The 13,343-nt window shown below is 67.0% G+C and carries 11 protein-coding genes; 4 read left to right on the top strand and 7 right to left on the bottom strand.

Going from position 1 to position 13,343, the window contains the following annotated elements; genetic code table 11:
• The first annotated feature begins 32 nt into the window (after positions 1-32).
• Complete coding sequence (locus ACORJG_RS02180; protein WP_427791227.1) at positions 33-596, top strand: 3D domain-containing protein; 564 nt, start codon at positions 33-35, stop codon at positions 594-596.
• 243 nt (positions 597-839) lie between these two features.
• Here ACORJG_RS02180 and ACORJG_RS02175 read toward each other — a convergent pair whose 3' ends face one another.
• On the bottom strand, positions 840-1,160 hold the full coding sequence (locus ACORJG_RS02175) for an Mpo1-like protein (RefSeq protein WP_427791226.1): 321 nt from the start codon (positions 1,158-1,160) through the stop codon (positions 840-842).
• A gap of 64 nt (positions 1,161-1,224) precedes the next feature.
• Positions 1,225-3,231 (bottom strand): DEAD/DEAH box helicase, encoded by a 2,007-nt coding sequence (locus tag ACORJG_RS02170; protein WP_427791225.1) that lies wholly within the window; start codon positions 3,229-3,231, stop codon positions 1,225-1,227.
• A gap of 398 nt (positions 3,232-3,629) precedes the next feature.
• On the opposite strand from ACORJG_RS02170, the gene ACORJG_RS02165 reads away from it, so the two are divergent.
• Positions 3,630-3,983, top strand: a complete 354-nt coding sequence (locus ACORJG_RS02165; RefSeq protein WP_427791224.1) for a DUF1428 domain-containing protein — start codon at positions 3,630-3,632, stop codon at positions 3,981-3,983.
• A 65-nt stretch (positions 3,984-4,048) separates the two neighbouring features.
• Here the strand turns inward: ACORJG_RS02165 and rpoD are convergent, their stop codons facing one another.
• Positions 4,049-5,971, bottom strand: a complete 1,923-nt coding sequence (rpoD, locus tag ACORJG_RS02160) for an RNA polymerase sigma factor RpoD (protein WP_427791222.1) — start codon at positions 5,969-5,971, stop codon at positions 4,049-4,051.
• Between the two features lie 75 nt (positions 5,972-6,046).
• Positions 6,047-7,927, bottom strand: a complete 1,881-nt coding sequence (gene dnaG / locus ACORJG_RS02155) for a DNA primase (RefSeq protein WP_427791220.1) — start codon at positions 7,925-7,927, stop codon at positions 6,047-6,049.
• A 172-nt stretch (positions 7,928-8,099) separates the two neighbouring features.
• Here dnaG and ACORJG_RS02150 point away from each other — a divergent pair, with 172 nt between their 5' ends.
• Positions 8,100-9,299: a patatin-like phospholipase family protein gene (locus ACORJG_RS02150; protein ID WP_427791219.1), complete on the top strand. Its 1,200-nt coding sequence runs from the start codon at positions 8,100-8,102 to the stop codon at positions 9,297-9,299.
• A gap of 198 nt (positions 9,300-9,497) precedes the next feature.
• Entirely contained in the window at positions 9,498-9,761 is a 264-nt protein-coding gene (locus ACORJG_RS02145; protein WP_427791217.1) for a hypothetical protein, read from the top strand.
• A gap of 7 nt (positions 9,762-9,768) precedes the next feature.
• Here the strand turns inward: ACORJG_RS02145 and ACORJG_RS02140 are convergent, their stop codons facing one another.
• The 3 genes from ACORJG_RS02140 to ACORJG_RS02130 all read right to left on the bottom strand — a co-directional run bounded on the left by ACORJG_RS02140 (position 9,769) and on the right by ACORJG_RS02130 (position 13,305).
• On the bottom strand, positions 9,769-10,737 hold the full coding sequence (locus ACORJG_RS02140; RefSeq protein ID WP_427791215.1) for a hypothetical protein: 969 nt from the start codon (positions 10,735-10,737) through the stop codon (positions 9,769-9,771).
• A complete protein-coding gene (gene carA, locus ACORJG_RS02135) occupies positions 10,738-11,898 on the bottom strand; it encodes a glutamine-hydrolyzing carbamoyl-phosphate synthase small subunit (protein WP_427791213.1) in 1,161 nt (386 codons plus the stop codon).
• Positions 11,899-11,997: 99 nt separating this feature from the next.
• Positions 11,998-13,305, bottom strand: a complete 1,308-nt coding sequence (locus tag ACORJG_RS02130) for an amino acid permease (protein ID WP_427791211.1) — start codon at positions 13,303-13,305, stop codon at positions 11,998-12,000.
• Positions 13,306-13,343: the final 38 nt, after the last annotated feature.

Raw genomic sequence — 13,343 nt, 5'->3', positions numbered from 1 at the left:
TGTCGGGACCGGTGCTGCATGAAGTTTGATCGATGTTGAGCACGGCCGCCGCGCTTGCCATGTTGTGGACCATGGCCTTCTCCGGTTCCGGAGAGCCTGTCCCTTACGAAACGGCCGTCGCGCGCGACGCCGCCATCGTAGAAACCGCCGCGACGGCCCCTGGTTCCATCGATTCCGCCGAAACGGCGGACCTGTCGGCCGAACAGCTTGAGCTGATGGCCGGCGATCCAGACTGGCGCGCCTCGGCCCGCCTCTATCACGCCGGCGGCGGCGGAGCGACCGGCAACGATTCTCTGGGTTGTCGCCCGATTCCGATGCGCACGGTCGCGGTCGACCCCCGCGTCATCCCGCGCCGCACCAAGCTGTTCATCCGCGAGACGGTCGGCCTGCGCCTCGACAACGGCGAAGTCCACGACGGCTACTGGTACGCCTCTGACACCGGCGGCGCGATCAAGGGCGCCAAGATCGACCTCTACACCGGCCACGGCCGCGCCTCGATGCGCCCCGCCATGAACCTGAACATGAAGACCCTGACCATCGCCGACGCGGGCGATTTCGACGGCTGCCCCCCCGCGTGGGAAACGGCCTCGAACTGAGGCTTTTCAGCCTGACGACAAAAAGGGCGGCCGGATCGAACCGGCCGCCCTTTTTCGTTGCCCACGTCGATCCGGCGCACTCTCACCTGCCGTCATCCTCGGGCTTGACCCGAGGATCGAGCGCCGGGCGCGCTCCACCCTGCCCCAGTCGCACAGGCGGACCACCCGATCCTCGGGTCAAGCCCGAGGATGACGGCGAATTAATAGGAAACGTCTGCGTGAAATCCGAAGCTGCTGACGGCCTCAGAACTTCCGCTTGCCGCTGACCGTCTCGAAGAACAGGCGGAAGTCGCCCATCAGGCTCCACAGCGGATATTTGAAGGTCGCAGGCCGGTTCTTCTCGAAGAAGAAATGCCCCACCCAGGCGAAGCCGTAGCCGACCAGCGGCATGGCCAGCAGCCACGAGGGATTCCACGTCGCCACAAAGGCCACGAAGGCCGCGATCACCAGCCCGGTGCCGACCACATGGATGCGGCGGCACGTCCGGTTGGAGTGCTCATGGATGTAATAGGGGTAGAAGGCCTCGAACGAGGCATACCGCCCTTGGGGTTGCTCGATGCTCATAGCCGCAGCCTGCCCCCGGATCGCGCCGGGGGCAAGTCACGGATCATCGATCAGGGATCAGCGATCAGTCGAAGCGTTTCCCGGCCTTCTTCGGCCCCTTGGCGAAAGGCTTGGCCCCCGCCTTGAAGTCGGGCTTGCCCTTAAAGCCCGCCTTGGGCGTGAAGGGCTTCTTGTCGCCCCTGTCCTTGAAGCCCGGCTTCTTGCTGAAGCCGCCTTCGCCCGGCGCCGCATCAGCGCGGGGCGCATAGGGCTTCTTCTTGAAGGGACGCTCGCCATCGGCGCTGCGGCCCGCATCGCCCTCGGGGCTCCACGGCTTCTTCTTGAACGGCGGGCGGCCCTGGCCGTCCTCGTCGCGACGGAAAGGCTTCTTGGCGAACGGGCGGGCGTCGCCGTCGCGTTCGAAATTACGGTTGCGGGCGCCCTTCATCGAACCCGGCGTCGGCGCCTCGGACGGGGTGATCTTCGCCTCTTCACGGCTCTGGGCGGCGGCGGCGCGGAAGGCGTCGGCGTGGGTCAGGGCGACCTCGAAGCGCGTCTCTTCGGGGAAGGTGCGGATCGAGCCGATCTGCTGCTTGGTTATGCCCCCGATACGGCAGATCAGCGGGATCAGCCATTTGGGATCGGCGTTGCGATTGCGGCCGATGTCCAGACGGAACCAGCTGACCTCGTCCGGCTGCAGGCGGTCGCCCGGCCACGGCGCAGGCGCGTAGTCGTCGCCGCCCGCGGCATCGCGATCGCGGCGCTGCTTGCGTTGCGGGCCTTCGCCCGGATCGGTCAGGTCTTCCGGCGCGGGCAGGTTCTTGCGCAGCAGCACCAGCAGGGCGCGCGCCAGATCGTCCGGCGTGCGCTCCTTGACCAGCTTTTCGACCAGACCGGCGTCCTCGTCGGCGCCTTCCTCGGCGAAGACGGGGGCGGCCAGCAGGCGCTGTTCGTCCTGAGCGCGGATTTCATCGGCGGTCGGCGCGCCGGACCAGACGGCCTCGACCCCGGCCGAACCCAGCAGCATCTCGGCCTTGCGGCGGCGGCTGTGCGGGACCAGCAGGACCGAAATCCCCTTCTTGCCCGCGCGCCCGGTGCGGCCCGAGCGGTGCAGCATGGTCGCCTTGTTGATCGGCAGTTCGGCGTGGATCACCAGCCCCAGATCGGGCAGGTCCAGACCGCGCGCGGCCACGTCGGTGGCGACGCAGACGCGGGCGCGGCGGTCGCGCAGCGCCTGCAGCGCCTCATTGCGCTCGCGCTGGCCCATCTCGCCCGACAGCGACACCGAGGCGAAGCCGCGCTCGACCAGCGCCGCCTGAAGGTGACGCACCGAATCCCGCGTCGAGCAGAAGACCAGCACGCCCGGCGCCTCGAAATAGCGCAGGACGTTGACCACGGCGCGTTCGATCTCGTTCGGCGCGATCCGCATGGCGCGGTATTCGATGTCGTTGTGCGGCTGGCTGCGGTCGACGGTGTCGATGCGCACCGCGTCCTTCTGATAGCGCTTAGCCATGATCGCGATGTCGCGGGCGATGGTGGCCGAGAACAGCAGGGTGCGGCGCTCTTCCGGCGCCTGATCGAGGATGTATTCCAGATCCTCGCGGAAGCCCATGTCCAGCATTTCGTCGGCTTCATCCAGCACGACGACGCGAGCGGCCGACAGGTCCAGCGCCCCGCGGTCGATGTGGTCCTTAAGGCGGCCCGGCGTGCCGACCACGACGTGAGCGCCGTGGTTCAGGGCGCGGGCTTCCTTGCGCGCGTCCATGCCGCCGACACAGGTGACGATCTTGGCGCCCGCCTCGGCGTACAGCCATTCCAGCTCGGCCGCGACCTGCAGCGCCAGTTCGCGCGTCGGGGCGATGGCCAGCATCAGCGGCGTATCCGCCTGGCCGAAACGCTCGTCCTCGCCCAGCAGGGTCGGCGCCGCCGCCAGACCGAAGGCCACCGTCTTGCCCGAACCGGTCTGGGCCGAGACCAGCAGGTCGCCTTCGCCATGGCCTTCCAGCACTGCGGCCTGAACCGGCGTGGGCTCGGCATAGCCCTTGTTCAGCAGGGCGCGGTCAAGCGCGGGATGGATCGCGGGAAAGGGCATGAAGGGCCTGGAAATTCAGATGAGGCGACCGTTAAACGGCCGCGCCCGGCGAGGCGTCGCAGCCTGCCGGGCGTCGGGAAAGGCGCTCCCTATACACGAATAAGGGCCGGGGTGGGGCGAAATCGGCCATTGTTACGCGGAATCGCCGCAAGGCTCTGTCCTGACGGCGCTCTTTCAGCAGATTTCTGAACTCCGCATCGACACTCGCCCCACGCATGACCGGCGACAGCTCAGACGACGAAGGGCGCCTTGGCGGACCTTATCGCCCCGAAAGACGTTGCTGACAGAATTGGGCAGCAGGTCATGCTCAAAAGACAGGCCTTTCGACACCCGCCGCCTCAAGCCGCGCTGAACGGCGCGGGGGACGACAGGAACCAACCTTCTGGAGGAGAACCAAGATGAGCTACATCACCGGCTTCCTGACCCCCGTTAAGACCGAGAACAAGCAGCGCTATATCGAGTCCGCCCGCGTCGCATGGCCGCTGTTCAAAAGCTACGGCGCGCTGGCCCACGTCGAGAACTGGGGCATGGACGTGCCCGACGGCAAGGTCACCAGCTTCCCGATGGCTGTAAAGCTGGAAGAAGGCGAGGTCGTCGTCTTCTCCTGGCTGATCTGGCCCGACAAGACAACCGCCGACGACGCCTGGGCCAGGATGCAGGACGACCCCGCCATGGCGAACATGGACATGCCCTTCGACGGACAGCGCATGATGTGGGGCGGCTTCGAAACCATCTTCAACGAGAAGCAGTAGGCAGCGCCCAAAAGAAAAGGGCGGCTTCTGTCGAAGGAGCCGCCCTTTGATCTTCATCGCCCGGATCAGCTGTCCAGGAAGCTCCGCAACTTCCGCGACCGCGAGGGGTGCTTCAGCTTGCGCAGGGCCTTGGCCTCGATCTGACGGATACGTTCGCGCGTGACCGAGAACTGTTGGCCGACCTCTTCGAGAGTGTGGTCGGTGTTCATGCCGATGCCGAAACGCATCCGCAGGACGCGCTCTTCGCGCGGGGTCAGCGAGGCCAGCACGCGGGTCGTCGTCTCGCGCAGGTTCGACTGGATCGCGGCGTCGATCGGCAGGACGGCGTTCTTGTCCTCGATGAAGTCGCCCAGATGGCTGTCTTCCTCGTCGCCGATGGGGGTCTCCAGGCTGATCGGCTCCTTGGCGATCTTCAGCACCTTGCGGACCTTTTCCAGCGGCATGGCCAGACGCTCGGCCAGCTCTTCCGGGGTCGCTTCACGGCCGATCTCGTGCAGCATCTGACGCTGGGTGCGGACGATCTTGTTGATCGTCTCGATCATGTGCACCGGGATGCGGATGGTGCGGGCCTGATCGGCGATCGAGCGGGTGATCGCCTGACGGATCCACCAGGTGGCGTAGGTCGAGAACTTGTAGCCGCGGCGGTACTCGAACTTGTCGACCGCCTTCATCAGACCGATGTTGCCTTCCTGGATCAGGTCCAGGAACTGCAGGCCGCGGTTGGTGTATTTCTTGGCGATGGAGATGACCAGGCGCAGGTTGGCCTCGACCATTTCCTTCTTGGCCTGACGGGCCTCGCGCTCGCCCTTCTGAACCATCTGGACGATGCGGCGATAGTCGTCGATCGGCACGCCCGCCTCGGTGGCGACAGCGGCGATCTGGGTGCGGATCGTGTTGATCTGGGCGGTTTCGTTCTCGCTGAACTTGGTCCAGCGGACGCCCATTTCCTTGATGCGCTCTGCCCAGGTCGGGTCCATTTCAGACCCGAAATAGGCCTTCAGGAACTCAGGGCGCGAAATGCCGTAGCCGTCGGCCAGACGCAACAGGCGGCCTTCCTGACCGATCAGACGCTTGTTGATGGCGTACAACTGGTCGACCAGCGCCTCGATCCGGGCGTTGTTCAGCTTCATCGTCTTCAGGCGATCCGAGATCGCCTTCGACAGGGCCTCATAGGTCTTCTGATCCTTGGCGGTCAGGACTTCGCCCTTCAGGCGCGCCTCGACCAGCTTGTCCTGCAATTTGCGGAACTCGCCGAAGTCCGAGGCGATGGCGTCCAGCACCTCCATGACGCCGTCGCGCAGCTCCGCTTCCAGCGCCGAGATCGACATGGCGCCGCCGTCGTCGAAGTCCTCGTCGTCGTCTTCTTCGCCGTCGCCGTCCGGTTCGCCGGTCGGCTGGGCCGGAGCGGGCTGGTTATGCGGCAGGGAGGCCGGGTTCAGGATGCCGTAGGTGGCGTCCAGGTCGATCACTTCACGCAGCAGAATGCGGTTGTTGGCCAGTTCGTCGCGCCACACCATGATGGCCTCGAACGTCAGGGCGCTTTCGCACAGGCCCGAGATCATGGCGTCACGGCCCGCCTCGATGCGCTTGGCGATGGCGATTTCGCCCTCGCGGCTCAGCAGCTCAACCGTGCCCATTTCGCGCAGATACATCCGCACAGGGTCGTCGGTGCGGTCATAGGCGGCCTTGGCGGGCGCTTCGGCGACTGCGGTCGATTCGGCGGCGGCCACGTCGGTGCCGGTCGCCTCGGCGGCGTCCTCTTCGGCTTCGACGACGTTGACGCCCATCTCCGACAGCATGGCCAGGATGTCTTCGATCTGGTCCGGCGTGACTTCTTCGGACGGCAGGACCTTGTTCAGCTCCTCCATCGTCACATAGCCGCGCGTCTTCGCCTGGCGGATGAATTTCTTCACCCCGGCGTCGGTGAGATCGAGCAGGGGCCCGTCAGCGTTGGTTTCGGCGTCCTGCGTCTCGGTCTGCGCGCTCATTCAGTCTGTCTCCACGGCCGGCGGGGGGTGATCAGTCCCCTGCGGCGAAAATACAACGCCCGACAACTTCGTTCACTACGAAGAAGCCGAGTCTTCCCAAATCGTTCCGGTCTTGATGGCCCGTCGCAACGCATCGCGCTCGGCCTTCACCAGAGCGAAAGCCGAGGTGTCGAAAGCCTTGTGGGCCTCCGACTTTGCTGAAGCGAGCGCCTCGTCCAACGCCGCTGCGCGGGTCAGAGCGTCGAACGCCTGCGACCACCGGATCCTCGCCTCGCCGAGGGGCTTGTCTGTAGCCAGGAATGGCGCGCCGGACTTCGCCGCCGCCTTCTCGACCTCGCGCAACATGGCGTCATGACCCGATTGGGCCAGATGGCGGCGCAGGGCGGCGGAGTCAAGGGTTCGGCCTGAGAAACGCAGCCGCACCATCTCCTGCGCCAGCCCATCCAGCGCCGGATCGCCGAAGCCGTAACGCGCCACCGCTTCCATGTGATCGTCCAGTCGTTCCGGGTCGTCCAGCGCCCCGTGGGCCAGAGCCGCGGCGATCGGCTCGACCGATCGGAACAGGGCCTTCATGGCCTGTGCGCCCTCCACCGTCTGCCCCTGCAACGGCGGCGGACCGCGCCAGCGCCCGCCCGGCCCCTGCCGTCCGCCCTGCTGGGGCGGCCGCTGTTGTTGCTGACGCGGGAACAGGGCGTCGAAGCGATCGAACAGGTCGCGACGATACTGTTCGGCCAGATCCTTGTCCTGCACGGCGTTGGCCGCCTGACGCAGCCGTCCCTTCAGCCCCGCCTTGCGCTCGGGCGTATCCAGCGGCTCGGCCTCGACCTCGCGGCGGAACAGCACCTCGGCGAAGGGCCGCGTCGTCGCCATCGCCTGACGCAGCGCCGGCGCCCCGCGATCGCGCAGGATGTCGTCCGGGTCCTGCCCGCCCTCCAGCAGAGCAAACCGGAACGACTTGCCCGGCTTCAGCAGCGGCAGCGCCCGTTCGATCGACCGATAGGCGGCGCGCAGGCCCGCCGCGTCCCCGTCGAAACTCAGCACCGGTTCGGACGAGACGCGCCACAGCCGCTCCATCTGTTCTTCGGTCAGGGCCGTGCCCATCGGCGCGACCGCAGGCAGGCCCGCCCGATGGCAGGCGATGACGTCCATATAGCCTTCGACGACGATGATCCCCTGCTCGCCCCGGCTCTCGGCTCCCAGAATGCGGCGCGCCTCGGGCAGTCCGTAGAGAGTCGCCCCCTTGTGAAACAGCGCCGTCTCCGGCCCGTTCAGATATTTGGCCCGGTCGTCCGGGTTCATCGCCCGGCCGCCGAAGCTGACGATGCGCCCGCGCGCATCCAGGATCGGGAACATCAGCCGGTCGCGGAAGCGGTCATAGGGTTGCCCCCCGCCCTCCGGCGCGATCAGCAGCCCGGCCTCGACAAGATCGCCCGGCCGCGCCCCGCGCTGGACCAGCGCCTGCTTCAGTCCCTCGCGGTCGTTGGGCGCATAGCCGAGGCCGAAGCGCTCCCACTGGTCCTCGGGCAGGCCGCGCTTTTCCAGGTATTCGCGCGCCGCCTTGCCGACGCTGCGGCGCAGATTGGCGGCGAACCACTTCTGGGCCAGGTCCATCCAGTCGGCCAGACCCTGACGCTTCTGCTCACGCTCGGCCGCCTGAGGGTCTTCGGCGGGCAATTGCATCCCCGCCTCGCCCGCCAGTCGGCTGACGGCCTCGACGAAGCTGAGCCGCTCTGTCTCCTGCAGGAAGCTGATGACGTCGCCATGCTTGCCCGAACTGAAGTCGTGGAAGAAGCCTTTGTCGTCATTGACGAAGAAGCTGGGCGACTTCTCCTTTGAAAAGGGGCTCAGACCGACGAACTCACGTCCCTGACGCTTGAGCTTCACCGTCCGCCCGATGATGTCGGACGGCCGAAGGCGGGCCTTCAGCTCCTCGATGAACCGTTCGTCAAATCGCACATCCGACCTATGCCGTCCGATAGCGGGCAAAGGCCAGCCCTGCGCTCGCCGCCTTCGGGACGGCGCCCGTCCAAATGCGCTGCTGGGGATAAGTCCGTGGACAACCGCTGACTTCCTTCTGTCGCACGTCTGGGCTTTAAGTCGGATCAGCCTAGCCGGAGCCGTTGAGACCATGCGCCATCTTCGCCTGCTGATCCTGATGCTGCTGCCCGCTGTCTTCCTGACGCTGGGCGCCTGCCAGACCATTCCGCGCCCGGCTTTTGACGCCGCCGATCTGGCCGCCGCCAGCCCGCCGTGGCGCTATGACTTCCGCACCGAAAACGAGCGCACCCGTTTCGTGCGCGAGACGATCAACGCCCAGAACGCCGCCCGCGACGGTCATTTCGATATCCTGGCCCTGTCCGGCGGCGGCGCGAACGGCGCCTATGGGGCGGGCGTCATGGTCGGCTGGAGCCAGGCCGGAACCCGGCCCGACTTCGAGGTCGTCACCGGCGTGTCGACCGGCGCCCTGATCGCGCCCTTCGTCTTTGCGGGCCAGCGCTTCGATCCGGCGCTGGAGCACGCCTATACCGGCGGCCAGACCGATGAACTGCTGAAGACGCGCGGCCTCTACGCCCTGATGCTGCCCGGCGTGTTCAAGCCCGAGCCGTTGACCAATCTGGTGCTGAACAACATCTCGCCCGAACTGCTGGCGGCCATCGCCGAAGAGCACCGCAAGGGTCGCCGCCTCTATGTCTCGACCACCAGTCTGGACACCCAGACCCAGGTCGTCTGGGACATGGGCGCCATCGCCCAGCGCAACGACGACGCCTCGCGCCTGCTGTTCGTCAATGTGCTGATCGCCTCGGCCAGCATCCCCGGCGCCTTCCCGCCCGTCCTGCTGGACGTCGAGCATCAGGGCCGCCGCATTCAGGAATTGCACGTCGATGGCGGCACGGTATCCAGCTTCCTGGTCGTGCCACAGGCCCTGCTGCTCGACACGCCGGAAAACCGCCCGCTGGGCAACGCCCGCGTCTGGATCGTCGTCAACGGCAAGTGGGATCCCCGCTTCGAGGTCGCCCGCATCTCGGCCGTCAGCATCGCCACGCGCAGTTTCGACACCATGATGAAGGCCCTGCAGCGCGCCGACCTGACCGCCATCACCCAGTTCGCGCACCGCCACAACATGAGCCTGTCGGTCGCCGCCATCCCCGACGACGCCGAGGCCAATACCCTGGACTTCACCCAGGCCCACATGACCGAACTGTTCCAGACCGGCGAGAACGAAGCCAGGGCCGGACGCGCCTTCGACCAGCGCGTCGAGCCGTCTCAGGGCCGCTCCAACCGCCGCCGCCCGGCCGAACCCACGTCCTCCGACGCGCCCAAAAGTTAATCCGCCATTAACCATATTGGCGACAATGCGACGATAACCATCTGATTGAGAACAATATTTTCGCGTAACAGCGGAACTGTCCACAAGACTTGTGGATTGATTCAAGGCCTCTGAAGCAGGGGTTGTGTTCCTGACGGCGTCGCCGCGGACTGCGTGCGGCGCCGGTCGCAGACGGGCGTCGCCCGGATTGGTTTTGTCATGTTCATCGCCATCGCCCGCCCGGCGGTGGAGCCCAAAGGCCTCGACGCCGTCGCCGTCCCCGGCTCTCCCGCTATTCCCCTGTCACAGCCGCGCGCGCTGCACGCCCGCCTGCTGAACAACGCCGCCCTGCGTCGCCGACGCGGCCTGTTGCGGCGTCAGGAGAACCGCAGCGAAGACGCCGACTACTGGCTGCACGCCGCCTTCGCCGCCATCGGCAAGGCCGCAGAGCTGCGCCGCACGCAGGCCGTCCCGCTTCCCTGACGCCGCCTCAGCGCAACTCGGGCAGACGCCGCGCCAGCGAGTCCTTCAACTTGCGCCCGCGCTCGGACAGGCTCTTGCCGCGACAACGCTCGCGCGTCTCAAGGTCGGGCGCCCAGCGGTCGTGCATGGCGGCCATCAGGGCCGGATGGCGATCGTACTGATGCACGATGGCGCTGATCCCGCCGTCTGGATTGACGACCTTTCCGTCCTTCAAAGACAGGCTGTCGCCGGGCGTCATGCCGATGGTGGCGATCCGGCCGTAGTTGGCCTTGGCCTCGCCCTCGACCAGTCCCAGATGCAGGGCGATGTTGCACGCGGCCTGATCGGCGCCGAACGCGCCGCCGATCTCTGAACGCGGAATAGCCGCCAGCATCAGCAGGGTGCGGCAGAAGCGGATCATGCACTCGCGCGGCCCCATGACGGTGCCGACACAGACGCACGGCTTGTCCGCCAGGGCGCGGGCCACGTCCTCGCCGCCGACGCCGCGCAGATATTTCATATTGAAGGCGTGGCCCTTCAACCCGCCATCGTATTCGATGAAATACTCAGGCCCCTGCGGCGGCGGATCGAAAGGCTGCGCCTGAAACACCACATCGCGCACATCTGTCATCAGCACATGGCGCGCCCAGGGGCGCTGGCTCATCAGCACATCGAAGGCGGCGAAGCGCTGCATCACCGGATGCGGTCGCCAGGCACCGGCGCAGGCGATCGCCGGGGGGACGCTGTCCACCCCATGCTCGGCCAGGAAGGCCAGAAGTTCCGGCTGCTGATCCGTCACCAGCACGACCGGCCCGGCGTAAACCGCCCGCAGCGACCGGACGAAGATCGCCACGTCCGCCGCCTCATAGCCGGTGGCGTATCCCAGAATCAGGTCCTGCTCGACCGCCGCCGCAAGGGTCGGAGGGGCCTCCCTCTCGCCCGCGATCGCGGCGGCGACCCAACCCAGATAGGCCGATTTCGCCGCCGGTGAAGCCATTTACGCCCTCATGGAATCCACGAAACGCTGGAACAGATAGAGGCTGTCGGTCGGACCCGACGAGGCTTCCGGGTGATGCTGCACGCTGAACACGGGCTTGTCCTTCAGCGCGATGCCGCAGTTGGTGCCGTCGAACAGCGACACATGTGTTTCAACCACGCCTTCGGGCAGGCTGTCTCGGTCGACGGCGAACTCGTGGTTCATCGAGACGATCTCGACCTTGTCCGTGGTCAGGTCCTTGACCGGGTGGTTGGCGCCGTGGTGCCCCTGTTCCATCTTCAGCGTCCTGGCGCCCAGGGCGATGGCCAGCATCTGGTGACCCAGGCAGATGCCCATCAGGGGCTTGCCGCTGTCCAGCAGCTTTTTGATCTCAGGCACGGCGTATTGGCCGGTCGCGGCCGGATCGCCCGGACCGTTCGACAGGACGACGCCGTCCGGATTGCGCGCCAGAATCTCTTCCGCCGTGGTCGAGGCGGGCACCACCGTGATCTTCACCCCGGTCGAGGCCAGGGCGCGCAGGATGTTGCGCTTGACGCCATAGTCGACGACCACGACCGAACGGTCGCCGCTTTCTGCCTGAACATAGCCGTTGGGCCAGTCCCAGGCGCCCTCGGTCCACTCAAAGGCCTGGGTGGTCGAGGCGTCCTTGGCCAGGTCCAGACCGACCAGACCCTTCCAGTCGCGCGCCTGGGCCGTCAGGGCCTCCAGGTCGAACCGGCCCTCAGGGTCGTGGGCGATGACGGCGTGCGGGGCGCCTTTCTCACGGATCAGCTGGGTCAGGGCGCGGGTATCCACCCCCGCCAGACCGATGACGCCGCGCGACTTCATCCAGCCGTCCAGATCGCCGGTGGCGCGCCAGTTGGCCGGTTCGGTCGGCCCATCGCGCAGGATGACGCCGCGGGCGGCGCGCTCAGGCGCCTCGCCGATCTGTTCGACGTCTTCCAGGTTCACGCCGACGTTGCCGATGTGCGGGAAGGTGAAGGCCAGGATCTGGCTCATGTACGAAGGGTCGGTCAGGATTTCCTGATAGCCCGACATGGCGGTGTTGAAGACCACCTCGCCGACGGCCGAGCCGGTCGCCCCGACGCCGATCCCCGACATGACCGTTCCATCTGCGAGCACGAGGACGCCGGTGGCGCCGGACAGAATGTGAGTCGTCATGGCGCAGGGCTCCTAACAGTGAATACGGGCGGACAAACGGCGGGGTCGCTAAAGAGATGCAGGGGCCATGTCAACACGGCCTTGGGACTATGCCGTTCGCTAGACGCTCTGAACACGGGGCTGTCGCCTGCGAACCCACAGCCAGGCCAGGCTGGTGACGGCGAAGAAACCGACGCTGGGCCAGATATAGCCCCCCGCCGCCGCCGCCACGGCGAAGGCCGAGAACATCGCCCCGCCGCACGCCAGCATCCGCCAGCCCAGCTTGCGCGTCAGCTTCCACAGCGTCACCGAACACAGGGCGTACAGGCACAGCGTCAGCACCGAGGTCACGCCGATCAGCACGCCGAACTGCTGGCCCAGCGTCGGCTGGACGCTGGCGATCACCATGGCGCTCATGATGACGCCGTTGATCAGGGGATTGGACAGGGGCGTCCTGCCCTTCTGCGCCCCGCCGAACCAGCGCGGCAGCCACCCGGCCTCGGCCGAAGCGCGCGCCGTCTCGCCGCCCATCATGGTCCAGCCCGCGATAGTGCCGGTCGCCTTGATGACGGCGCAGGCCGCCACGAGGCCCGCTACCGAAGCCCCCATTACCCGCGCCACCAGATCGGCGTAGGGGCTGGTCGAATGGGCCAGGACATCGGCCGGGATGACCCCGAACACCGCCACGCTGGCCGCCACATAGACGACGAAGGCCAGCAGCACTCCGCCCAGCGAGGCGCGGCCCACGTCGGTCGCCGGGTTCTTGACCTGACTGGAAAGGGCGGCGGCGCTCTCAACACCAAGGAAGGCCCAGAAGATGACGGCCAGCGACGCCGGAACCGTCTTCGTCAGCGGCTCGCCCGCCGGGCTCCACGAGGCGGCGAAGGTCTCGCCGCTGAAGGCGATGACGCCGGCGATGATGGCCAGGCCGATCGGGATCAGCCCCAGCACCAGGGTGATCGCCCCGAACCGCGCCGCCGTCTTCGACCCCGCCGCATAGGCCGCCGTCGTCAGCCAGATCAGCGCCAGATTGCTGAGCGCCCCCCACATCGGCTCCTTCAGCGCCGGGAAGAAGAAGGCCAGATAGCCGGTCCCCGCCACCGCCACGGCGACGTTGCCGGTCAGGCAGGCGGCCCAATAGGCCAGCCCCGTCTGATAGCCCAGAAACCGCCCCAGACCGCGCCGGGCGAAGTCCGACAGACCGTCGGCCTCCGGCTGCATCCGCCCCAGACCGCCAAACACCAGCGCCAGGGTCACGGCGCCGACGCCGCAGACGATCCAGCCGATGATGCTGCTGCTGCCGGTCGGCGCCAGGGTGGCGGGCAGCAGATAGACGCCCGATCCGATCATGTTCCCGGCCACCACCAGGGCGGCCAGGCCCCAACCGATGCGGTGCGAGGGTTCAGGCAGGATGTCGACTTGGCTCATGCCCGCCGCATAGACCGAAATGTCGCAGCCGTCGCCCT

Origin of the sequence: Brevundimonas diminuta, from assembly GCF_050310045.1 — a bacterium.
Classification (GTDB): Bacteria; Pseudomonadota; Alphaproteobacteria; order Caulobacterales; family Caulobacteraceae; genus Brevundimonas; species Brevundimonas diminuta_F.
Note: the sequence above shows the minus strand (reverse complement) of the source record. Positions and strands in the feature narration are given on the sequence as shown.